The organism is Achromobacter sp. UMC71 (genome assembly GCF_014170305.1).
Classification (GTDB): domain Bacteria; phylum Pseudomonadota; class Gammaproteobacteria; order Burkholderiales; family Burkholderiaceae_B; genus Achromobacter.
In genome coordinates this window covers 1-22936 of record NZ_LZZT01000038.1, presented here as the reverse complement: position 1 = coordinate 22936, position 22936 = coordinate 1, and the positions used below count along the sequence as shown (strand labels likewise).

The 22936-nt window shown below is 68.2% G+C and carries 20 protein-coding genes; 9 read left to right on the top strand and 11 right to left on the bottom strand.

The annotated features are described in order from the left end of the window. Positions 1–98 precede the first annotated feature (98 nt). Positions 99–1040: an AraC family transcriptional regulator gene (locus tag A9974_RS18580; RefSeq protein ID WP_183005644.1), complete on the top strand. Its 942-nt coding sequence runs from the start codon at positions 99–101 to the stop codon at positions 1038–1040. 28 nt (positions 1041–1068) lie between these two features. Here A9974_RS18580 and A9974_RS18575 read toward each other — a convergent pair whose 3' ends face one another. The 3 genes from A9974_RS18575 to A9974_RS18565 are packed head-to-tail and all read right to left on the bottom strand — an operon-like array spanning position 1069 to position 4363. Beyond that, entirely contained in the window at positions 1069–1887 is an 819-nt protein-coding gene (locus A9974_RS18575; protein WP_255468231.1) for an alpha/beta fold hydrolase, read from the bottom strand. A gap of 5 nt (positions 1888–1892) precedes the next feature. After that, positions 1893–3188 carry an O-acetylhomoserine aminocarboxypropyltransferase/cysteine synthase family protein gene (locus A9974_RS18570; protein WP_183005643.1) on the bottom strand — a complete coding sequence of 432 codons (1296 nt, stop codon included), beginning with the start codon at positions 3186–3188 and terminating at the stop codon, positions 1893–1895. 35 nt (positions 3189–3223) lie between these two features. Further along, positions 3224–4363, bottom strand: a complete 1140-nt coding sequence (locus tag A9974_RS18565; RefSeq protein ID WP_183005642.1) for an aminotransferase class V-fold PLP-dependent enzyme — start codon at positions 4361–4363, stop codon at positions 3224–3226. A 169-nt stretch (positions 4364–4532) separates the two neighbouring features. Between A9974_RS18565 and A9974_RS18560 the strand changes: the two genes are divergently transcribed. Together A9974_RS18560 and A9974_RS18555 are read left to right on the top strand one after the other, a co-directional pair. Continuing rightward, positions 4533–5558 (top strand): amino acid ABC transporter substrate-binding protein, encoded by a 1026-nt coding sequence (locus tag A9974_RS18560; protein ID WP_183005641.1) that lies wholly within the window; start codon positions 4533–4535, stop codon positions 5556–5558. Positions 5559–5565: 7 nt separating this feature from the next. Next, positions 5566–7803 (top strand): ABC transporter permease subunit, encoded by a 2238-nt coding sequence (locus A9974_RS18555; protein WP_183005640.1) that lies wholly within the window; start codon positions 5566–5568, stop codon positions 7801–7803. 55 nt (positions 7804–7858) lie between these two features. On the opposite strand, the gene A9974_RS18550 is transcribed toward A9974_RS18555, so the two are convergent. The 6 genes from A9974_RS18550 to A9974_RS18525 all read right to left on the bottom strand — a co-directional run bounded on the left by A9974_RS18550 (position 7859) and on the right by A9974_RS18525 (position 12831). Beyond that, positions 7859–8290, bottom strand: a complete 432-nt coding sequence (locus A9974_RS18550; protein ID WP_183005639.1) for an SCP2 domain-containing protein — start codon at positions 8288–8290, stop codon at positions 7859–7861. Next, positions 8287–9177 carry a U32 family peptidase gene (locus A9974_RS18545; RefSeq protein ID WP_183005711.1) on the bottom strand — a complete coding sequence of 297 codons (891 nt, stop codon included), beginning with the start codon at positions 9175–9177 and terminating at the stop codon, positions 8287–8289. Before A9974_RS18545 ends, A9974_RS18550 begins: the two co-directional genes overlap by 4 nt. Then, a complete protein-coding gene (locus A9974_RS18540) occupies positions 9174–10190 on the bottom strand; it encodes a peptidase U32 family protein (protein WP_183005638.1) in 1017 nt (338 codons plus the stop codon). The genes A9974_RS18545 and A9974_RS18540 overlap by 4 nt, the downstream gene beginning before the upstream one ends. Positions 10191–10315: 125 nt before the next feature. After that, a complete protein-coding gene (gene mobB / locus A9974_RS18535; protein ID WP_183005637.1) occupies positions 10316–10813 on the bottom strand; it encodes a molybdopterin-guanine dinucleotide biosynthesis protein B in 498 nt (165 codons plus the stop codon). A gap of 67 nt (positions 10814–10880) precedes the next feature. Continuing rightward, positions 10881–11582 carry a hypothetical protein gene (locus A9974_RS18530; protein ID WP_183005636.1) on the bottom strand — a complete coding sequence of 234 codons (702 nt, stop codon included), beginning with the start codon at positions 11580–11582 and terminating at the stop codon, positions 10881–10883. A gap of 61 nt (positions 11583–11643) precedes the next feature. Next, on the bottom strand, positions 11644–12831 hold the full coding sequence (locus A9974_RS18525) for an FAD-dependent oxidoreductase (protein WP_183005635.1): 1188 nt from the start codon (positions 12829–12831) through the stop codon (positions 11644–11646). A 133-nt stretch (positions 12832–12964) separates the two neighbouring features. Between A9974_RS18525 and A9974_RS18520 the strand changes: the two genes are divergently transcribed. Further along, positions 12965–13864, top strand: a complete 900-nt coding sequence (locus tag A9974_RS18520; RefSeq protein WP_183005634.1) for a LysR family transcriptional regulator — start codon at positions 12965–12967, stop codon at positions 13862–13864. A gap of 78 nt (positions 13865–13942) precedes the next feature. Here A9974_RS18520 and A9974_RS18515 read toward each other — a convergent pair whose 3' ends face one another. Both A9974_RS18515 and A9974_RS18510 read right to left on the bottom strand, forming a co-directional pair. Continuing rightward, the gene (locus A9974_RS18515) at positions 13943–14722 is read right to left on the bottom strand and encodes an alpha/beta fold hydrolase (protein WP_220806026.1); all 780 of its coding nucleotides are present in this window, start codon (positions 14720–14722) and stop codon (positions 13943–13945) included. Positions 14723–14938: 216 nt separating this feature from the next. Beyond that, positions 14939–15865: a LysR family transcriptional regulator gene (locus A9974_RS18510; RefSeq protein ID WP_183005632.1), complete on the bottom strand. Its 927-nt coding sequence runs from the start codon at positions 15863–15865 to the stop codon at positions 14939–14941. 220 nt (positions 15866–16085) lie between these two features. On the opposite strand from A9974_RS18510, the gene A9974_RS18505 reads away from it, so the two are divergent. From A9974_RS18505 to A9974_RS18485, 5 genes are all read left to right on the top strand, one after another. Continuing rightward, positions 16086–17498 (top strand): M20 family metallopeptidase, encoded by a 1413-nt coding sequence (locus tag A9974_RS18505; RefSeq protein WP_183005631.1) that lies wholly within the window; start codon positions 16086–16088, stop codon positions 17496–17498. A 29-nt stretch (positions 17499–17527) separates the two neighbouring features. Further along, entirely contained in the window at positions 17528–18535 is a 1008-nt protein-coding gene (locus tag A9974_RS18500; RefSeq protein WP_255468230.1) for a tripartite tricarboxylate transporter substrate binding protein, read from the top strand. Between the two features lie 173 nt (positions 18536–18708). Beyond that, a complete protein-coding gene (locus A9974_RS18495; RefSeq protein WP_183005630.1) occupies positions 18709–20319 on the top strand; it encodes a PepSY domain-containing protein in 1611 nt (536 codons plus the stop codon). After that, positions 20316–20666, top strand: coding sequence for a DUF3325 domain-containing protein (locus A9974_RS18490; protein ID WP_183005629.1), 351 nt, complete (start codon positions 20316–20318; stop codon positions 20664–20666). Before A9974_RS18495 ends, A9974_RS18490 begins: the two co-directional genes overlap by 4 nt. Before the next feature lie 147 nt (positions 20667–20813). After that, on the top strand, positions 20814–22814 hold the full coding sequence (locus tag A9974_RS18485) for a ribonucleoside triphosphate reductase (RefSeq protein WP_183005628.1): 2001 nt from the start codon (positions 20814–20816) through the stop codon (positions 22812–22814). Positions 22815–22936 lie beyond the last annotated feature (122 nt).

The following is a 22936-nucleotide window of genomic DNA, read 5'->3' as shown; positions in this document are numbered from 1 at the left end:
GCCTATATAACCAGGCGCCTGCCGCATCATCCCGCCAAACTGCTCCGGTCGTCGCGCCGTATCAGACCGCGCGGCCAACGCCCTGTCCTGACGCCACCATGCAGCCTCTTTCCGCCCCGAACACCGATCAAGCCGCCGTCGACGCCCTGCTGCTGTCCAGCCTGGAAGTCCAATCCAGCTTGTATCACCTGGGCCAGTATTGCGGCAATTGGTCCGCCAGCACCAGCGGCCGGGCGCGCGCCAGCTTTCACCTGATCCTGCACGGGCGCTGCCGGGTCGACCTGGGCGGCGCGCACGAAGCGCTGACGCTGTCGGCCGGCGACGGCGTGTTCTTCCTGCGCGACCTGCCGCATGCGCTGACGCCGCTGGACCCGCCCGAACCGGGCGCGCCGGCCTGCACGGCGATGCAGCCGCTGTCGCCCCCGCAGCCCGACGGCACGGGACTGGCCTGCGGCTTTTTCCAGTTTCGCCCGGGTCTGGCCGATCTGCTGGCCGACACCCTGCCCGACGTGCTGCTGCTGCGCGCCCAGGATGCCCGCTACGCCAGCGCGCGCGGCGTGTTCGACCTGATCCTGGGCGAGACCGCGCGCGACGGCGGCGCGTCGCCCGTGGTGCTGGAGCGCCTGACGGACATGCTGATCTTCTTCATGCTGCGCCATCTGGCCATCCACGACCGCCACGCCTACGGCCTGTTCGTGCTGGCGCGAGACCCCGCCATGGCGGGTTTGTTGCAGGCGATCCTGGCGCGGCCGGCGGCCCCCTGGAGCATGGACGACATGGCGCGCCACGTGCACATGTCCAAGGCGACCTTCCACCGCCGCTTCACGCTGCACAGCGGCACCACACCCGCGCAATTGCTGCAATTGCTGCGCATGCGGGTGGCGCGGCGCCTGCTGTCGCAGGGCGTGGGCATCCAGGATACGGCCGAACAGGTGGGCTACCGCTCGCAGGCCGCGTTCAGCCGAGTGTTCCAGCGCACCGAAGGCATGGCGCCGTCGTCCTGGCGCAAAGGGCGCCCGTTGCCGGGCGCCCTTGCCTGAACCCGCTATCGAGCGAGCGCCCGCCCGGTCACGACAAGCCCAGCAGCAGATCCGCCAGCAGCGCGGGATGGGTGATGTGGGCTTCGTGCGGGGCGGCGATGTCGATCCAGTTCCAGCCCTGCTGCGACTTCACCAGCTTGCGCGATTCTTCCAGCACCGGCAGTTCGGGCTGCGTGCAGTGGATGTAGGTGCGCGGACGGCCGTTGCCGATGGGATGCTTGAGTGTCAGCGGCGTGGTGTAGCTGGCCAGCGGATGCGCCGTCAGGCGCCGCTTGACCCAGGCCTCGTCGGCGCTGCCGGGTTTGAATCCCCAGGCTGCGGGCAGCGGATCGGGGATCGGCACGGCCAGGCCGTTGGTGGCCTTGGATGCCGCCGCGATGCGGGCATCGGCATCCGCCTTGGGATACACCGAAAACGCATTCTGGCCGCTTTGCAGCACGATGGAATCGAAATACACCAGGTGCGCCAAGCGCTCGGGAATGCGATCGGCCACGCCCGAGATCGGAATGCCGCCGAAGCTGTGGCCGACCAGGATCACGTCGTTCAGTTCTTCGGACTGGATCACCTGCACCAGGTCTTCGACGAAGGTGTCGATGGTGATGGCCGGATTGAGCAGGTGCGCCCGGTCGCCCATGCCGGTGAAGCTGGGTGCATGGACGCGGTGGCCGGCCGCCTGCAGCCGGTCGGCCACGGGACGCCAGCACCAGCCGCCGTGCCAGGAGCCGTGCGCTAGCACGTAGGTCTTGGCGCGGGCGGCGGACGGCGCCGCCGCGATGGCGGGCGCGGCCGCCAGCGCGGGCAAGCCCGCGGCCAGCTTCAACAAGGTTCTGCGGTGAAGCATCGTCATGCCGATTACACCTGCGCCAGGGCCTGGTCCAGATCCGCCAGCAGGTCGTCGATATGCTCGATGCCGATGGACAGGCGCACCGTTTCTTCGCGCACGCCGGCCTTTTGCAGCTCTTCGGGGTTGAGCTGGCGGTGGGTGGTGGACGCCGGATGGGTCGCCAGCGACTTGGCGTCGCCGATGTTGACCAGGCGGGTGAACAGTTGCAGCGCGTCCTGGAAGCGCGCGCCGGCCTCGCGGCCGCCCTTCACGCCAAACGTGAACAGGCCCGGCGCCTTGCCGCCCAGGTACTTTTGCACCAGTGCGTGGTCGGGATGGTCCGGCAGGCCGGCGTAGTTGACCCATTCCACCTTAGCGTGCTCGCGCAGGTAGCGGGCCACCTTGACGGCGTTTTCGACGATGCGGTCCACGCGCAGCGCCAGCGTCTCGATGCCTTGCAGGATCTGGAACGAGTTGAACGGGGAAATCGCGGCGCCCGTATTGCGCAGCGGCACCACGCGGGCGCGGCCGATGTACGCGGCCGGGCCGAAGGCCTCCGTGTACACCACGCCGTGGTAGCTGATGTCCGGTTCGTTCAGGCGCTTGAAGCGGGCCTTGTGCTCGGCCCAGGGGAACTTGCCCGAGTCGATGATGGCGCCGCCCAGGCTGGTGCCGTGGCCACCCAGGTACTTGGTCAGCGACTGCACCACAATGTCGGCGCCGTGCTCGATGGGACGCAGCAGGTACGGCGAGGGCACGGTGTTGTCGACGATCAGCGGCAGGCCATGGCGGTGGGCCAGTTCGGCCAGCGCGGCGATGTCGGTGATATTGCCCAGCGGGTTGCCCACGGACTCGGCGAAGATGGCTTTGGTGCGGTCATCGATCTGCGCTTCGAAGGCGGCCAGGTCGCTGGGGTTGGCAAAGCGCGTGGTAATGCCGTACTGCGGCAGCGTGTGGGCGAACAGGTTGTAGGTGCCGCCATACAGCGTGCTGGACGAGATGATGTTGTCGCCGGCTTCGGCGATGGTCAGGATCGCGTAGGTCACCGCGGCCTGGCCCGAGGCCAGCGCCAGCGCGGCGATGCCGCCTTCCAGGGCCGCCACGCGCTGCTCCAGCACGTCGGTGGTCGGGTTCATGATGCGGGTGTAGATGTTGCCCGGGACTTTCAGGTCGAACAGGTCCGCGCCGTGCTGGGTGTCGTCAAAGGCATAGGCCACGGTCTGGTAGATCGGCACGGCCACGGCGCGCGTGGTCGGGTCGGGACGGTAGCCGCCGTGCACGGCTATGGTTTCCAGCCGCCAATCGGGCTTTTTCGCTTCAGTCATGTGTCTCTCCTTGAGATGCGTTATCGATGGGGGGATCAGGCGGCGAACCCGCGCGCGGCGCGCAGGATGCGTTCGATGTCCCCGTGATTGTTGTAGGCGCCGACGGACAGGCGCAGGTAACCATGCTCCACCAGGCTGGCCACCACGCCCTCGCGGGTCAGGTGGGCCAGCGCGGCGGCCGGATCGGCCACGCGCAATGCCGTGGTGGTGCTGCGCAGCGCGGCGTCGGCAGGGGATACTACCTGCAGGCCCTGGGCGCGTAAACCGTCGCTCAATGCCGTGGACAGTTCCAACACCCAGGGTTCGATGCGATCGGGCTGCGCCCATTCGATCAGGTCCAGCGCGCCGGCCAGGCCGGCGATGCCCGGATAGTTCAGGTTGCCCGTTTCCAGGCGGCGCGCATCGCCCGCATCCGCCACACTCACCTGCCATTGCAGGCCGGCCTTGTCCAGCGTGGTCACTTCGGACGGGCCTATATACAGCGGGTCCAGCGCGTCCAGCAGGCGCGGCGAGACGTGCAGAAAGCCCACGCCCAGCGGGCCCAGCAGGCCTTTGTGCGCGCCGCAGGCGAACGCATCCACGCCCCAGGCGTCCACTTGCGCGCGCAGCAGCCCCGCGCCCTGGATGCCGTCGACCACCAGCCAGATACCGCGTTCGGCGCAACGCCGGCCGAGCTCGGCGATGTCGGTGCGCAGGCCGGTGCCGTACTGCACCCACGACACGGCAATGAGCCGCGTGCGGGCATCGACGTGCTGCCACAGGTCATCGACCGTGTAGCGATGCGACCGCGATGGCGGCACGCGCACCTGCACGCCGCGGCGGCGCAGGTTCAGCCAGGGCAAGGCGTTGGTGGGATGCTCCTGGTCGTCAACGATGAGGTTGTCGCCGTCTTGCCAGGCCAGGCCCTGCGCCACGGTGTTCAAACCTTCAGTGGTGTTCTTGGTGAAGGCCAGCCGATGCGCGTCGCCGCCGATCAGGCGGGCCAGGCGCACACGCAGCGCGCTGGCGTCGCGCAGCCATTGCGGCTTGTCGCTGCGGGCATGCGTGATGCTGTCAAAAAAGCCGGCGATCGCGCCGGCCACCTTGGGCGCCAGCGGGCTGGTGTAGGCGATGTTGGCGTAGGCCTTGTCGCGTGTGATGGGAAACAACTGCCTGAATTCGTCCTGCCAGCTCATGCGCGACCTTCTTCGTCAATCCAACTTGGTATGGACGGATTCTAGGTATATGACGCGAATCTGGATAAGGCTAAGTTCTCATAACCATATGACCATACAGTCGCTCGCCGCACAGGGGCGCAGCCATAGAATTCATGCCTTTCTTGCATACAACGAATACGGGAATGGCATGCGGTTGATCTCTATCCTCAAGACCGCCGGCGTGGCGGCGGCGCTGGCTTATGCGAGCGCGTCCACGGCAGGCGTCACAGTCGACGCCATCAAGAAGCGCGGCGAATTGGTGTGCGGCGTCAGCCAGGGTTCGGCGGGCCTGTCCATCGCCGACAAGCAAGGCCGCTGGACCGGCCTGGACGCCGACCTGTGCCGCGCACTGGCCGCCGCGGTGCTGGGCGATCCCGAGAAAACCCGCTTCGTGCCGCTCAGTTCGCAGCAGCGCTTTCCCGCCCTGCAAGGCGGCGAGATCGACGTGCTGAACCGCAATACCACCATCACGTCGGGCCGCGATGCCGGGCTGGGCATCGTGTCCGCCGGCATCGTCTTCTACGACGGCCAGGGCTTCCTGGTGCCGCGCAAGCTGGGCGTGAAAAGCGCCACCGAGCTGGACGGCGCGCAGGTCTGCGTGCAGCCCGGCACCGTCAACGAGCAGAACCTCGTCGACTACTTCAAGAAGAACAAGCTCACCTACCGCCCGGTGGTGATCGAGAACCTGGTGGAACTGGAACAGGCTTTCTACGCTGGCCGTTGCGACGTCTACCTGTCCGACGCATCGACCCTGGCCGCCAGCCGCGCCGCGCGCGCCGCCAATCCGGATGACTTCATCATCCTGCCCGAGCGCATCAACAAATCGCCGCTGGGCCCCTTTGTGCGCCAGGACGATCCGAACTGGACCGCGATCGTGCGCTGGACGGTGAACGCGCTGGTGGCCGCAGAAGAACTGGGCATCACGTCCCGGAACGTCGACAGCCAGACGCAGACCACCGACGCGCAGGTGCGCCGCCTGCTCGGCCTGGACGCGGGCATCGGCAAGAGCTTCGGCCTGGACGAACGCTGGGCCAGGAACGTCATCAAGGCCGTCGGCAACTACGGCGAAGTGTGGGATCGCAACCTGGGCGCGGCCACCCCGCTGAAACTGGAACGCGGCCTGAACGCGCAATGGAACAAGGGCGGGCTGCTGTATTCGCCGCCGTTCCAGTAAGTCACAAGTGATCGCCACCCTTGCCCTGCCCTGGGGGCCCGCCCTGCGGCGCTGGCTGCCCGCCCTCGCCTGGACGCTGGCGCTGGGCGGCCTGGCCGCCGTGTTGCTGCTGCATATCGAATCGGTGCAGGCGGCCCGCGGGATCCATGGCGGCTTCGGCTTCCTGTTCCAGCCGGCGGGCTTTCGCATTTCGGAAAGCCTGCTTCCCGTCACACCCGACGATCCGTACTGGATGTCGATCGCCGCCGGGCTGGTCAATACCTTGACCGTGGCGCTGGTGGCCATTCCCATCGCGACGTTGCTGGGCATCGCACTGGGATTGCTGCGTCTGTCGGCCAATCCGCTGGCCGCGCGCGGCGCCGCCGCCGTCATTGCCCCGCTGCGCAACACGCCCGTGCTGCTGCAGCTGTTCGTCTGGTACGGCCTGTTGCTGCGCCTGCCCGATGCGCGCCAGGCCTGGTCGCCGTTGCCGTCGGTGCTGCTGTCCAACCGCGGGCTGGCCCTGCCCGCGCTGCATGGCTGGCTGCCGTATCTGGCGGTGGCGCTGGGCGCCCTGCTGATCGGGTGGCTGGCGCATCGCAGGCAGAGTCGCCGCTTCGGCCGCGGGCCGCGATCTTATTCCACGCCTGGCTCGCACCATGGGCAACACCCTGCCGCCCGCCGGGCCACGTGGCTGCTGCCGCCAGCACTGGCCCTGCTGGCCTGGTCGCTGTTGCCGCCCGTGCAGGTCGACCTGCCCGTCAAGCGCGGGCTGGGCCTGCAAGGCGGCTGGCAACCCAGCATTGAGTTCGCCGCGCTGGCCATCGGCCTGATTGTCTTCCATGCCGCCTATATCGCCGACATCGTGCGCGCCTCGGTGCGTGCGGTGCCAGTGGGCTTGGTCGAAGCCGGCCAGGCGATGGCGTTGACGCCGGTCAGCGTGCTGCGCCGGGTGATCGCGCCCTACGCCGCGCGCGTCGCGCTGCCGCCCTACGCCAACCAGTGCCTGGCGCTGGTCAAGAACAGCACGCTGGCCATTGCCATCGGCTACCAGGAACTGATGGCCGTCATCAACACCGCGATCACACAGACCGGGTTGGCGCTGGAAGGCATCGCCCTGGCCGTGGCCGTGTACCTGGGCCTGGCGCTGGCGCTGGGCGGCGCGTTGTCGGCCTGGAACGCGCGCCATGCGCGCCACGGCCCCGGCGACAGCCACGGCGCCCGCCTGGGTGACCGGCCGGGCCCGTCCGTGCTGGGCGGCGATGCGCGTCGCGCCGCGACGTGGCGGCGCGGGCTGGGATCCGTTCTGGCCGTGTTGGCGCTGGCCGCTGCCGGCTGGACAGTACTGGACTGGGCCGTGCTGCGCGCGGTGTGGCACGGCAGCCCGGCCGAATGCGCCGCCGCCGCCGGCGCCTGCTGGGCCGCGGTGGGCGACAACCTGCCGCTGCTGCTGTTCGGCGCCATGGCGCCGGGCGACCGGCCCCAGGCCCTGGTCGCATGCGCCGCGCTGCTGGCGGGCGTGGCGGTGGCGCTGGGCGCCGGCCGCCTGTCCGCCCGTGCGCGCCTGGCGCTGATCGCGCTGGCCCTGGCCGTGACGGCGGGCGCGCTGAGCGGCTGGCCTTGGGGCGGCGCGGCCATCGGCCCGTTGCGTTGGGGCGGCCTGCTGGTGACGCTGATCCTGGCGATCGCGGCATTGTTCGCGGCCGTGCCGCTGGCTTTTGGCCTGGCGCTGTTGCGCCGCTCCGGCAGCCGGGGCGGCTCGCTGGCGGCCGCGGCCCTGATCGAGGCCGTGCGCGGCGTGCCGCTGGTGACCCAATTGCTGTTCGCCTCGTTCGTGCTGCCGCTGCTGCTGGGCGGCGGCGTGTCCAAATTCAGCATGGCGCTCGCGGCGCTGACGCTGCATACCGCCTGTCTGCTGGCCGAGGTGCTGCGCGGGGCGCTGCAGGCTATTCCCGCCGGCCAGATGATGGCGGCGCGCGCGCTGGGTATGCGCCCGAGCGTGGCCTACTGGACGGTAATCTGGCCGCAAGCGCGCCGCATCGCCGCGCCGGCCGCGCTGGGCGTATTCGTCGGTGCAGTGAAAGACACGTCGCTGGTCAGCATCATCGGCGTGTTCGACGTGCTGGGCGCGGCCAAGGCGGTGGTGGCCGGCACCGATTGGCGGCCCTATCACGTCGAGGTCTACCTGGCCGTGGCGCTGCTGTATTTCGCGGCCAGCCTGGCGCTGTCGCGCGTGGCGCGCGCCATGGAAAGCCGTCGCGGCTGATCCGGTCAGCGGCGCACGCTTGCCTGCGCGGGGCGTCCCGCTCGGCCTGCGCGCCCTAGCGCGCAGCCCCCAGCCGTTGCAGCCAGGCCGGGCGCGGCGCCGCGTCCAGCCAGTTCTTCACGATCAGGCCCAGCTCCGTATCCCCCGATATGCGCAACCGGCGCTGGAAAAACAGCGTATCCGCGTCGGTCTCTTCGCGCATCAGGGCCAGCAGGTCCGCCGAACGTGCGCCCAGCTCCAGTTCGCAAGGCGACCGGTCCCAGCGCGGCCGGAACGCCCCGCGCCGGACCTGAAAGCCGCTGCGCAAGCCCAGGTCTTCCAGCGTGATGGCGAAGCTGTACCCATCCAGCTCCGGCGGCGGAGTCAGCCATTTCAGGCGCCGCGCCAATTCCAGCCCGGCCACGGCATGCAACGACAGCAGCGGCGCGGGCAGCCGGCAGCCCAGGCGGACCACGGCCGCAGGAACATTCCATCCAGCGCCGCTCATGCGCGCTCCTGCCAGGCGATGCCCGATTGGCCATGGAAATAGCCGTTGCAGCGGCCGATGCCGACGGGCGGCGCCACATCGGCCGGCGCCTGGCCGCGCCGCACCGCGTCCAGCGCGGCGATCGCGTCCAGCGTGCCGGCCGACTGCGGACTGACGCGCAATACCTGCACGCCCAGGTCGGCCAGATACGCGGCCTGGTCCAGCAAGTCCAGGCAGGCGGCCGATTGCACCTGTATGCCATTGATCGCCAGGAATTCGCGCGATTCGCGGGTACGCATGTCCAGGCCGTCCGGATGCTCGATGCAGCGAAAACCGCAGTCGTCCTTGTTCAGCCGGAAGTGCCGGGCGGTAAAGCAGCGCGCCGAGAACGCCAGCGCCATGCGGCCCCACACCATGATCTCGGCCTGCAGGCCCGACGGGCGTTCGGCCAGCAACCGGGCCAGCGCATTCACATGCATTTCCAACGGCGCCACGAAACGCGCCGCGCCCCTTGCGGCCAGCCATTCCAGCGTGCCGCCGTGATAGGCGTTCATGTGCGGGCCCGCCACGAACGGCCGGCCGCCCAGGTGACGCAGCGCACCGACCTCGCCCGTTTCCACCATGAAGCCCTGCTGCTCGCACAGGCGCCGCAGCGCCGTAGCCTCGGCGCCGGTTTCGATCAGCGTGCGGGCCGACAGCACCACGTCCTTGCCCGCGGCCCGCAGGTCGCGCGCCAGGTCCAGCCAGTCGTCGGCGCGCAGCTCGTGGCGCCGGCTACAGACCGTTTCGCCCACATAGAGGATATCGGCCGGGCTGTCGGCCAGCGACGCATAGAAATCCAGCGTGCGCTGGCGCGGCCAGTAATACAGCAGCGGACCGGCCGAAATGCGGAAAGCCTTGGGTTTCATTTCCATGGACGTTCGAATGCGCCTTGCGTGACTTGGGAACCCTCGGCATGGCGCGCCAGCATGGCGTTCCATTCGGGGCGGGGGGAATAGCGGCTAGGGCCGGCGTGCGCGCTGTCCAGCGCCGCGCGCAGCGTGGACACCACCTGCGTCACATACGCCGGGCTGCGTTGACGCCCTTCTATCTTCACGGCCGACACGCCCATCTGCGCCAGCCGCGGCAGCAGGCCAATGGCGTTCAGGCTGGTGGGCTCTTCCAGCGCGTGGTCGGCATGGCCGTCGACCTGGAAGCGGCCCTTGCACAGCGTGGGATAGGCAGCGGCCTCGCCGGGTTCGTAGCGGTCTATCAGGATGCCGTTCAGGCGCGCGTCCAGGCGGCCGTCCTGCTCCACCCAGCGCACCGCGCTGGCCGGCGAACAGACGCCCTGGTTGTTGGGCGAGGCGCCCGTGGCATAGGACGACAGCAGGCAACGCCCCTCGGCCATGACGCACAGACTGCCGAAGCCGAACACCTCGACCTCGACGCTGACGCTGGCGCAGATGCGCGCGATCTCGGCCAGGGTCAGCACGCGCGGCAGCACGACGCGGCGGATGCCGAACTGTTCTTTCATCAACTCGATGGCGTCGGCGTGCGTGGCCGAGCCCTGCACCGACAGGTGCAGGCGCAGCTCGGGGTAGCGATCGCGGGCGTAGCCCAGCAACCCGGCATCGGCCATGATGACGGCGTCGGCGCCCAAGGCGTGCGCGGCATCGACCGCCTCGCGCCATTCCTGGCCGCGGCCGGGCTGCACGAAGGTATTGATCGCGAACAGCACCTGGCGGCCCCTGGCGTGGGCCAGTTCGACGCCTGCGCGGATGTCTTTTTCGGTGAAATTGAGCCCGGCGAAGTTGCGGGCGTTGGTGGCGTTCTTCAGGCCCAGGTAGACGGTATCGGCGCCTGCCTCGATCGCCGCCTTCAGCGCGGCCAGGCTGCCTGCCGGCGCGACGAGCTCTAGGGGAGAGGTTCGGATATGCATGCCGGCCAGTCTAGGGGCCGGCCGGCGGCGCGGCCTTGTCGCAGATCAAACGGCGTGGCGGCCGGCGCGACGGTAGGCAATCGAAACCACGAGGGCCTGCGAGGCGGTTCGCAAGCCCCTGCAGGTCAAGCTCGCCCCACCGCCCGCCGGATGAACTCGGCCACGACGGCCGGCTGGTTCAACGGCAGGCAGGGCAATGCCGTGTTCAGCGCGGCATCGGTCACGACCGCCAGAAATGCCGCGTCACCCTCGTGCAGTGGCGGCTTGCCCAGAGCGGGCCGGTAGACCTCGATCCGCGGGATCCCGGCATGCTTGAAGCCTTCGACCAGCACCAGATCGGCCGGCGCCAAGCGCGCGATCTGGTCCTGAAGCGAGGGTTCCGGCGCACCGCGCAATTCGTGCACGATGGCATAGCGGAACGGCGACGCCACCATGACTTCCTGCGCCCCAGCCAGTCGAAAGCGCGCGCTGTCCTTGCCGGGCGGCTCGAGCTGGAAATCATGGTGGCTGTGCTTGATCACGCTGACCTTCAGCCCGGCCGCGCCCAGCAGCGGCAGCATCGCTTCGATCAAGGTGGTCTTGCCGCTGCCCGAGCGGCCCGCAATACCAAAAACTGACGTCATGCTGGCTCCGAAGGCGAGGAACACGCAATGGACAGGAACGCATCCACGCGTAGCGGCTGCGGTATCGTCACGACCGCCCTTCGCGCCGCTTGTCCGCGTCCAGCTGCTTCTTCATGGCCTTCAGCCAGGCCTTGACCTGCTGCATGTCCACGAACTGCGTCAGCTCGAATTCCAGCTCGCCGATGTATTCCTCGGCGTCCTCGATCTCGGCGGCGAGGTCTTCCATCAGGTCGGCCGGATCGATGTCCTGGTCCGGATCGAAGTGAAAGCGGGCCGCGAAGTGCTCCTCGACCGCCGCCAGTTCCCGCTTGACCGCGGCCAGTTGCGCCACCGGGTCGGGACCGGGATCGGGTTCCGCCGGCACGGCCAGCGCCAGCGTCACCGCGTGGGCCTGGATTTCCGCCAGTTCTTCGGCCACTTCGGCATCGAAGTCCGAGCCGCTGTGCTTGCGGTACACGGCCTTGATCCGGTCGACGTCGCATTCCGCTGGCGTGCCGTCCAGCACGATGGCCGCCAGCGTCTCTTGCCCCAGCTGCTGTACCAGTTCCGAGGCCAGTTCGCGCTCGCCCTTGGTCAGTTCCTTTTGCTTGCTGGCGTGGTCAAAGCACAGCACCAGCTTGGCCTTCAGCTCAAGGGCAGTCGACTCCAGCGGCGCCAGCACGTCCTCGAACTGCTTCTGGTAGGCGGGTTCCACCTCGCGCCACAGACGCAGCTTGGCGCGTGCGGCATCCAGTTGGAGCGCGAGCGCTTCGGGGGTGTGTTCTGACATGGCTGAAACCTGTTCGCTGGGCGCGGCGCACAGCGCGCCACGGCATGATTCGATCCGCATTTTATCCCTGCGGCCGCGCACCGCCAGCTTCCAGCCCCTGCCCCCATCCCGCGGCCATGGCCCGCACGTGCTGCACGGGGTCGGCCGCCAGGGCCTGCTGGTTGCGGATCCGGCACACCTCGGGGTCCGTGGCGAACAGGCCCTGCGCAAACCCGCGCGCCTGCTGCGTCAGCTGCGCGGTCTTGGGGGCACGAATCCTGGTGAACCGCTGCAAGGCGGCCTCGAGGCTGGCGCCGGCCTCATCCAGGCAACGTCCCAGATGCCAGGCGTCTTCCAGCGCCTGGCAAGCGCCCTGGCCCGACGTCGGCAACGGCGCATGCGCCGCATCGCCCACCAGCAGCACGTTAGCCCGGCTCCAGACGGGCAACGGCTCCAGGTCGTGCACGGCGATCAAGCGCAAGGCCTGCGCGGGCGTGGCCTGGATGATCCGGGAAACCGGCCCCGCCCAGCTACCGAAGCGGTCGAGCAGCTCGGCCCGCAAATCCGTGTCGCCTTGCTGCGCCGCGGACAAGGGTCGCGCCTCGGCGGCGGCCCAATACACCAGGTCCGGCCGGACCGCGACGCAGCCGAAGCGCTCGCCTATCCCCCAGTAGTCCTGGATGGCGACGTCGTCCACCAACGCTCCCGCCCCCGACGCCACGCCGATCCAGTTCACGAAACCTTGATAGACCGGCGCGTTCTCGCCCGCCACGAACTGGCGCGCCACCGAGCCCATGCGGCCATCGGCGCCGATCAGCAGGTCGGGACGGATGGCTGCCCCGTTGTCGAACCTGGCCACGGCCCTGCCGGCATCGTCCAGGTCGATCGCGACCGCGCGGTGGCCGTAGACGACCTCGATGCCCGCCTGCGCCACATGGTCCAGCAGTACCGCCAGCAGGTCGCGGCGCAGGATCGTGTGGGTGGGATACCCCATCAGGCGATCCAGCAGCGTGATGTCGATGCCGCCCAGCGCGTTGCCCGCCGGATCCAGACGGCGCATCGCCATGGGCCGGCCGCCCACGGCGGCGATGTCTGGCAACAGCCCGAGTTCATCCAGCACCAGGCCGGCGTTGGGCCAGAGCGTCACGCCCGCCCCCATGGTCGTGGGGCCCGCCCCCCGCTCATACACCCGGGGCCGGTGCCCTCGTTGGCTCAGGGCCAATGCCACGCTCAGGCCGGCGATGCCGCCGCCCACGATTCCGATATCCACGTTGAAAGCTCCTGCCTGTCACGCCTTCCTCCGCCGGCGGCGGGGGACAAGGCAAGGCGGCATCGTAGATTGCGCCGACTGCGATAACTAGTATGCAAAAATGAGTTCGTTTAATACCTTAATCGGGATAATCATGCGCCCCGCGATGGACCTGAATGCCGTGCGCGTCTACGCAGCGGTCGTGGATGAACAGAGTTTTGCCGGCGCGGCGCGCCTGCTGTCGATGCCGTCATCCAACGTCAGCCGCCACGTCGCCGCGTTGGAAAAAAGGCTGGGCGCCCGCTTGCTGGAACGCAGCACGCGCCACTTGCGCATGACCGAGGCCGGACAATTGCTGTACCAGCGGGCCAAGCCGCTCCTGGACGCGCTGGCCTCGACGGAAGAAGAACTGGGCGCGGTGCAGCGCGAGCTGCGCGGCCCCCTGAAGATGTGCATGCCCGGCGAAGCGCCCCGCCTGCTGGCCCCGATCCTGGCGGCATTCTGCGACGTGCATCCCGGTATCGAACTCGAATGCGATACCCGCCTGACGGGCCTGGACGCGCTGCGCGAAGACATGGACCTGTCCATCATTTTCCATCGCGGCAAGCAGGAAGACAGCACCTTCATCACTCGCGACCTGGCGACGCTGCCCAGCATCGTGGTCGCCGCCCCCGCCCTGCTCGCCAGGACCGGCACGCCCCGCCAGGTGCGCCAACTGAAGTCATTGCCCTGCATCACCACCCTGAGCGCCTTGAAAGGCCAGCCCTGGCAATTCGACGACGGCGCGGGCGGCATCGTCAAAGTGCCGGTACGCAGCCGCTACCGGGTCAACAGCGGCGAACTGGCCCTGGCCGGCGCCCGCCAGGGCCTCGGCTTCGCCATCCTGGCGGCGGTCTCGTGCCAGGACGACCTGGCAGCGGGCCGCCTGGTGCACGTGCCGCTGGACCTGCCGCCCGCGCCATTGCAGCTGCTGGGCGTCTACGCCCACCGCCACTCGGTCACCGCCCGCGTACGTGCCTTGCTGGCGTTCATCCAGGCGCGCCTGGGCGCCTGAAACTGAATGACAGTCGCAAGCCCGGCTTTCATGCATGGCACTTCTTGTCCAGGGCCGCGATAGTCATTGTTGCCCTGATCACAATCCCGCAAGCAACGCAGCATTGAATTCACGCGGCGTCTGAAGGGGCGCAAAATGGCTGCCATCGGGCAATATCACCAGGTGCGAGCCCGGGATGGAGCGAGCGATATACTTCAGATGCGTAAGCTTGATGGCCTCATCATGCGCGCCGCAGGCGATCGTAGTCGGCGTGGCAATTGCTTTCAGTTGCCGCCGGATCAGGATAGTGTCGTTGACCCACAACGTTTCAATTTGAGCGAGGAATTCCTCATACTGATCCGGCGTACTGGACAGCTCGCGGTACTCATCCGCCGCGCGCCGTGCCGCCAGCTTGAAAGTCACCGTATCTTGGAAATTCTTTCTCACGCCGCTCAGCGTGACGTTCGGCGCGAAGGCGAATAACCGATCGACCCGCTCGCCCTGATGCGCCGCGGCCAACAGGCCGATGATCGCGCCATCGCTCCAACCCACAAAAGACGCTCGGGCAATATCCAGGTAGTCGAGCACGCCCAGCGTATCCGCCAGCATCAATTCATAGCTGTAGGCTTGATCCGACCGTGTGCTGCGGCCATTGCCCCGGCTGTCGATCAATATGACGCGCTTGCCGTGCTCCATCAAGGCCGGGACCTGGTTGCCCCACCAGTTGCCGCTGCCCAAGCCGCCATGCAGCATGACCACCGGATCACCGGTTCCGTGGATCGAGTAATAAATCTGAATGCCGTTCACGGGCGCCAGTCCGCTGCGCCACGGTGCAGGCAGCGCCTTGGGCTGCGGCAAGGCCTTCCATCGTTTCACCATTGCCGTAGCCCTACTTCGAATCAATATCGACGATGACGCCGACCCGCAACCGAATGGGTTCGCGCGTCTCGCGCATGGCTGGGCAGTCATGCGCCACTGAATCCACTCGCATAGATTTCATGCTTTCCTCTCTTCAATGCAATGCAGAAGGCGGCCGGAACTACGGAACAACCTTAAATAATCCGTAGCCAAAAGTGGATTGGAAAATTCTGATTTTCAGTCCGCCCCGCGCTCCCCATCCGGCGCCCGCGGCGCCGCATTCAGCCGCTGCGCCAACAAGCCCACGAACTCCCGCGCCAGCGGCGGCAGCGTGTGGCCTTGCAGTGTCACCACCTGGATGCTGCGCTGGCGCATTTCAGGATTGCTGAACGGCACCGCCACCAGCCCCGCGCTCTCCATCTGCCCCATCAGCGTCAGGTAGCCCGACAGGGCCACGATCTGGCTGCCCGGCAGCATCGGCAAGAAGGCTGCCGAGTGGTTCGACACGTAGGCCGGCTCGATATGCAGCCCGGCATTGGCGCAGGCCGCGTCGAACAGCTGGCGCACCGTCGTGCCCGGGTCGCCCAGCGACAGCGGCACCTGGGTCAGGTCGCGCATGCCGATGCTGCGGCGCGTCGCCAGCGGATGACGCCGGCACATGATGGCGTACACCGGCGCGCGGCTCAGCAGCTCGGTCTTCAGGCGGTCATCCTGCGCCACCGTGTAGCGCAAGGCCAGTTGCGACAGGCCCTCCAGCACACGGCGATTGACCTCTTCGGGGTGCTCGACCCGCAGGTGAAAGCGCGCCTCGGGCCGGCTGCGCTTGAAGTCGGCCATGCAGAGGGGCAGGAAACCATGGGCAAAGCCCTCGGTGCAGGCCACCCGGATGGTCACGTCGCCCACCGCGCTGCGCTGGCGGATGCCGGTGGCGACGCGCTCGGCTTCCAGCGCGGCGGCGTTGGCGTAGGCGGCCAGTTGGCGGCCGGCTTCGCTGAGCGCCATGCCGCGCGCCTGGCGCTCGAACAGCGCAACGCCCAGTTCGTCTTCCAGCTTGGCAATCTGGCGGCTGACGGCCGAGGCCGCCACGTGCTGCGCGGCGGCCGCGGCGGCGATGGAGCCGCTGCGGGCGACTTCCAGGAAATATCTCAGACCGAGTGAAATCATGGCAACCTCGTCATGGCAACGCCGTCATCGCAATCCCGTCATGGAATACCCGCAAGGCGCATCCCCGCGCGGTCTGGGCACAACGCCTCGTCATGCCCAGGCATCGCGGAACAAGCCGTAAACCATGCCTAAATAGCAACGCTCATGTGCGAAATATCTAATTGTGGCACGCGACCAAGCGTAATAACTTTGTGCCTTCGCCGCCTATTCCGAGATCACCATGACCCGCGAACAAGCCATCCTGCGTGCTATCCACGCCTACGACGACGGCTCCCTGCTGGCCGAACTGGCCGGCCGCGTCGCCTACCAGACCGAAAGCGAGGTGTCCGATCAGGCCCCTCGCCAGCACGCCTACCTGAATGACGACCTGGCGCCTGCATTGGTGGAACTGGGTTTTTCCTGTCGCGTGCATCCCAATCCGGCCGGCATGGACCTGCCCATCCTGGTGGCGCGGCGCATCGAAGACCCGCTGCTGCCGACGGTGCTGATGTACGGCCACGGCGACGTGGTGCGCGGCAACGCGGCCAAGTGGGCAGCGGGCCGCGACCCCTGGCGCCTGCAGGTCGACGGCGACCGCTGGTATGGCCGCGGCACGGCCGACAACAAGGGCCAGCACACCATCAATCTGTCCGCCCTGCGCCAGACGCTGCGGGCGCGCGGCGGCAAGCTGGGCTTCAACACCACCTGGCTGATCGAGACCGGCGAGGAAGCCGGTTCGCCCGGGCTGGCGGCCTTCTGCGCAGCGCAACGCGACACGCTGGCGGCCGACGTCTTCATCGCCAGCGACGGGCCGCGCCTGAACGCCGCCCGCCCCACGCTGTTCATGGGCTCGCGCGGCGCGGTCAATTTTGAACTGTCGCTGCGGGCGCGCGAACGCGGCTATCACTCGGGCAACTGGGGCGGCCTGCTGGCCAACCCCGCCATCGTGCTGTCGCACGCCATCGCATCATTGGTGGACGCCCAGGGCCGCATCCAGGTGGAAGGCCTGCGTCCGCCGCCCATTCCGGCCGCCGTGGCCGCGGCGCTGGCCGACCTCGAGGTGGGCGGCGGCGCAGACGATCCCGAGATCAACGCCTATTGGGGCGAGCCGGGCCTGTCCGCCCCCGAAAAGGTCTTTGGCTGGAACAGCCTGGACGTGCTGACTTTCGGCGCCGGAGACCCCGCCAAGCCGGTCAACGCCATTCCGCCCGAGGCCGTCGCCTGGTGCCAGTTGCGCTTCGTGGTGGGCACCGACTGGAAAGCGCTGGAAAGCCATGTGCGCGCGCACCTGGACCAGGCGGGTTTTGCCGACGTGAAAATCCGCGTGGGCATGCAGACCGGCGCCACGCGCCTGTCGCCGGACAACGCCTGGGTGCGCTGGGCCGCCGCCTCGCTCGAGCGCACCACCGGCCGCCGCCCGGCGCTCTTGCCCAACCTGGGCGGTTCGCTGCCCAACGACATCTTCGCCGACCAGCTTGGCCTGCCCACGCTGTGGGTGCCCCACTCCTACCCCGCCTGCGCGCAGCACGCGCCCAACGAACACCTGCTGGGCAGCGTGGCGCGCGAGGGCCTGGCGATCATGGCGGGCCTGTTCTGGGACCTGGGTGAACAGGGCCCCGCCCTGCGCCAAGGCACCGCTTGCGCTACCCCCTGACGCGATAGCTCATGACTTCCGGATCGTCCATGACCACACCCTCGCGCCACCGCGCGCTGTCCCGCCTGTCCGCCGCCGCCCTGCTGGCGGCCACCGCGTTCACCACGGCCTGGGCCGCCGATGCCCGCGCCGCCTACCCCGAACAGGCCATCAAGCTGGTGGTGCCCTTCACGCCCGGCGGCGCAACCGACGCCGTGGCCCGCCTGCTGGCCAACAAGCTGTCGGGCAAGCTGGGCCAGGCCGTCATCGTGGAAAACCGCCCCGGCGCCTCGACCGTCATCGGCGCCGACGCCGTGGCGCGGGCCCAGCCCGACGGCTACACGCTGCTGCTGTCGGGCAGCACCACCTACACGGTATTGCCGGCGCTGAAGCCGTCGCTGCCCTACGATCCACGCACGAGCTTCGAGCACATCGCCATCGTGGCGCTGGCGCCGGTGGTGCTGCTGGTGCAGAACAGCCTGGCGGCCAACACCGCCCAGGAAGCCGCCAAGCTGGCCCGCAGCCAGACCGCCAGCGGCGGCCTGATGTACGGCACCTTCGGCCCGGGCTCGGCCCCGCACCTGGTGGGCGAGATGTTCGCCGAAGCGGCCGGCGCCAAGATGACGCCGGTCCCGTACAAGGGCAGCGCCCAGTTCATCACCGCGCTGATCGGCGGCGAGATCGCCTTGGGCGTGGACACCGTGTCCTCGGCCGCGCCGCAGGTCAAGGCGGGCAAGGTGCGCGCGTTGGCCGTCACCGGCGAACACCGCGTGCCGCAATTGCCCGATGTCCCCACCTTCATCGAAAGCGGCTTGCCCGGCGTGTCGATGGTGGGCTGGTACGGCCTGGTGGCGCCGGCCCGCACGCCCGCGCCGGTGCTGGACACGCTGAACCGCGCGGTCGCGGACATCATGCAGGACCCGCAGGTGCGCCGCGCCATCAACGATCTGGCGCTGGAACCGGTCTACCTGCCGGGCCCGGCCTTCAAAGCCCGCATGGAAGACGAGCTGCGCGTCTTCGGCGAAGTCGGCCGGCGCGCGGATATCAAACTCGATTGAAGCCCAACGGCCTTGCCCGGCAGCCCCACTCCCATGCGTTGGCGTCTCATCTACAACCACTCCGACCCCATTTAGACTAGAATCAGAACCATTCTCAATAAAATGCCCGCGCCCTCCCCAAGGCCGCGTCGACAATAAAGAGGCTCGTTCTGAAATCCGGTTTCCGCTTATCCATGGCCTGGCTGCACACCTGGGTCGGCCTGTGGTTTTCCTGGTTGCTGTTCGCGGTGTTTCTCACCGGTTCGCTGGCCGTGTTTTCCGAAGCCATCACGCATTGGATGACGCCCGAGCACCAGGCCGCCGAGGCCCAGGCCGCCCAGCAGACGCCCGCCAAGGTGGATCGCAAGCGCCGCCTTGAACTGGCGGTGCAATACATGACGCGCCATCACCCCGGCGCCGGCATGTGGGAAATCTGGCCCGTCGACCGCTTCCACGACAACGGCCTGGTGGCCTACTGGTTCGACAAGAACGGCCAGTACGCCGATGCCGAACTGGACCCCGAAACGGGCGAGGAACTGGCCGAAGACGCCCATGGCGGCGCCCGCGCCACGCTGGGCGGCACGCATTTCGTGGACTTCCACTACACCCTGCACGCAGACCCGATAGGCCTGTGGATCGTAGCCTTCGCGGCCGTGGCGATGCTGGTGGCGATGGTCTCGGGCGTAGTGACGCACAAGCGCATCTTCAAGGATTTCTTCACCTTCCGCGCCAAGAAAGGCCAGCGGTCCTGGCTGGACGCGCACAACGCGACCGCGGTGCTGACGCTGCCCTTCCAGTTCATGATCGTCTACACCGGCCTCGTGATTTCCGCCGTGACGCTGATGCCTGCCCCCATGGTGGCCGCCTACGGTTCCGGCATGGAAGCGTCGCGCCAGTACCTGGCCGAACTGATGGGCGAAGACAAGCCCGCGCCCACCGGCACGCCCCTGGCCGTGCCGGCGCTGGAGCCGCTCGTGGCCCGCGCCGAGCAGATGATCGGCCAGAGCGCCCGCGCCATCGTCATCCACAACCCCGAGGACGGCGCCATGCGCATCGGCGTCTACGGCTGGAACGAACCGGCCACCCAGCACACCTCGATCAGCAGCACCAGCGGCATGGTGGCGTTTTCCGGCGCCACCGGCGAGGTGCTGCGCATGCGGCAGCCGGGCGGCGTGCACGGCGGCGCCGCGCCGCTGACGCACCAGGTCATGTCCGACCTGCACATGGTCAAGTTCGGCGGCCTGGCAATGAAATGGCTGTACTTCCTGTGCGGTGTGGCCGGCGCGGCCATGATGGGCACGGGCGCCGTGCTGTTCATGGTCAAGCGCCGCGTCAAGATGGGCAACGAATTCGGCGCCGCCACCGTCCGCGTCTATCGCCTGATCGAAGGCCTGAACGTGGCCGCCATGGCGGGGCTGGCTATCGCCTGCATCGCCTATCTGTGGGCCAACCGCCTGTTGCCCGTGTCGCTGCCGCAACGCGCCGGCTGGGAAATCCGCGTGTTCTTCATCGTCTGGGCCATGACGCTGGCGCATGCCTGGCTGTGCACGCCGCGGCGCGCCTGGATCTGGCAACTGGGGTTGCTATCGGCGTTGTGCCTGCTGCTACCCGTGCTGTCGCTGCTGACGCTGGGCGATCATCCCGTGGCGCAGATCGCGCGCGGCGACTGGGAAAGCGCCGGCGTCGAGCTGACATCCCTGGCCGCGGGCCTGCTGGCCGGCTGGGCTGCGCTACGATTGCGCAATCAATCCTTGTCCGCGCCCCCGCCGCGCAAGGCCCGCGCGCAACAGGAAGCCGCAGCATGAATCTGAACGACGCATTCGGCATCGCCATGGCGCTGTTGTTGACCTATTCCGGCATGGCCTGCCTGAGTCTCGCCATGCCGCGCCACTACGATCAGGTCTGGGGCCGCGACCCGCAGGCCGGCCACACCCGCGTGCTGCGTGGCGCCGGCATCCTGCTGCTGTTGCTCGCCCTGCTGCCTTGCGTGGGCCTGTGGGGCAACACCGTCGGCGTGGTGGCGTGGCTGGGCTGGCTGTCCGCCGGCGCCCTGCTCTGGGTCGGCATGCTGTCTTGGGCGCCGCGCCCGGCGATGCGCACCGCGGCCCTGGCGGTGGTGATTTCCATCGCGGGCATCAGCTTCGGCTTCTAGGCCGGCGCCACCAGATTGCGCCGGCGTGGGTCCGCCCGGCCGCATTTGACCCGCATCAAGCCAGGCCGACAAACGCCTCGCCGCCTCCGCATTTGGCACCATATGTGGTGGTAGAGTTTTTCTACCCCACAACATATGGTGTCGACGATGCAACTCCAACACATCCTCAAGCGCGACGGCCGGGTCGTCGGTTTCGACCGCGCCAAGATCGCGGCGGCCATCGCCGCCGCCGGCCGCGGCACCGGCGAGCTGGACGATGACATCGCGCAGGTGCTGACCGGCGCAGTGATCGACGCGCTGGCCGCCGACGGCAATGTCTGCCCCGGCGTGGAGACCATCCAGAACCAGGTGGAAGACACGCTGGTGCAGGCCGGCTACTGGCGCACCGCCCGCGCCTACATCGTGTACCGCGAACAGCACGCCCGCCTGCGCTCGCTGCGTCACACGCTGGTGGACGTGGAAAGCGCCATGGAGGAATACCTGGAACAACGCGACTGGCGCGTGAACGCCAACGCCAACCAGGGCTACAGCCTGGGCGGCCTGATCCTGAACGTGGCGGGCAAGGTCACGGCCAACTACTGGCTGTCCAACGTCTTCACCCCCGAAGCCGGCCGCGCCCACCGCGAAGGCGACATCCACATCCACGACTTGGACATGCTCAGCGGCTATTGCGCCGGCTGGTCGCTGCGCCAGCTGCTGACCGAAGGCTTCAACGGTATTCCCGGCAAGGTCGAAGCCACTCCGCCGCGCCACATGTCGGCGGCCATCGGCCAGATCGTGAACTTCCTGGGCACCCTGCAGAACGAATGGGCCGGCGCACAGGCGTTCAGTTCGTTCGACACCTACATGGCGCCCTTCATCCGCCGCGACGCGATGACCTACGGCGGGGTCAAGCAGGCCATGCAGGAACTGATCTACAACCTGAACGTGCCCAGCCGCTGGGGCACGCAGACGCCCTTCACCAACCTGACCTTCGACTGGACCTGCCCGGCCGACCTGAAGGACCAGATCCCCTACGTGGGTGGCGAGGAAATGCCGTTCGCCTATGGCGACCTGCAGGCCGAGATGGACATGATCAACCGCGCCTACATCGAAGTGATGATGGCCGGCGATGCCAAGGGGCGGGTCTTCACCTTCCCCATTCCTACCTACAACATCACGCCCGATTTCGATTGGGACCATCCCAACACCACGCGCCTGTTCGAGATGACGGCACGCTATGGACTGCCGTACTTCCAGAACTTCCTGAATTCCGATCTGGAGCCGCATATGGTGCGGTCCATGTGCTGCCGCCTGCAGCTGGACCTGCGCGAACTGCTCAAGCGCGGCAATGGCCTGTTCGGGTCGGCCGAGCAGACCGGCTCGGTGGGCGTGGTGACCGTGAATTGCGCGCGCCTGGGCCACACCTGCCAAGGCGACGAGGCCGCGCTGATGGCCCGGCTGGACCACCTGCTAGGCCTGGGCCGCGACGTGCTGGAGACCAAGCGCAAAGTCGTGCAGCGCTACATCGACCAGGGCCTGTACCCCTACACCCGGCGCTACCTGGGTACCCTGCGCAACCACTTCAGCACGCTGGGCGTGAACGGCATCAACGAGATGATCCGCAACTTCACGGGCGACACCGACGACGTCACGACGCCCGCCGGCCACGCGCTGGCCGTGCGCCTGCTGGACCGGGTGCGCGACCGCATGACGCAGTTCCAGGAAGAGACCGGCCACCTGTACAACCTGGAAGCCACGCCGGCCGAAGGCACCACCTACCGTTTCGCCCGCGAAGACAAAAAGCGCTGGCCCGGCATTCTGCAGGCCGGCACCGCCGCCCAGCCCTACTACACCAACTCCAGCCAGTTGCCGGTGGGCCATACCGACGACCCGTTCGAGGCCTTGTCCTTGCAGGAAACGCTGCAAGGCAAGTACACGGGCGGCACCGTGCTGCACCTGTACATGAACGAAGCGGTGTCGTCCGCCGACGCCTGCAAGGCGCTGGTGCGGCGCGCGCTGTCGAACTTCCGGCTGCCCTACATCACCGTCACACCCACGTTCTCGATCTGCCCCAACCACGGCTATCTGGCGGGGCATCACGAGTTCTGCCCGAAGTGCGATGCCGAACTGCTGGCCAAGCAGTCCGCGTGCTGCGCGCCGGCGTGAGGCGAACACGGCTGACGCGGGCCGGCGGGGTCAAGCCTGTCGCCCAAGCCACGTAACCCTCCACCGCCTTTCACTTTTTCTTCCCCGGGCGATCCCCGCCCGGGGAAGAAAAAGTGAAAGGC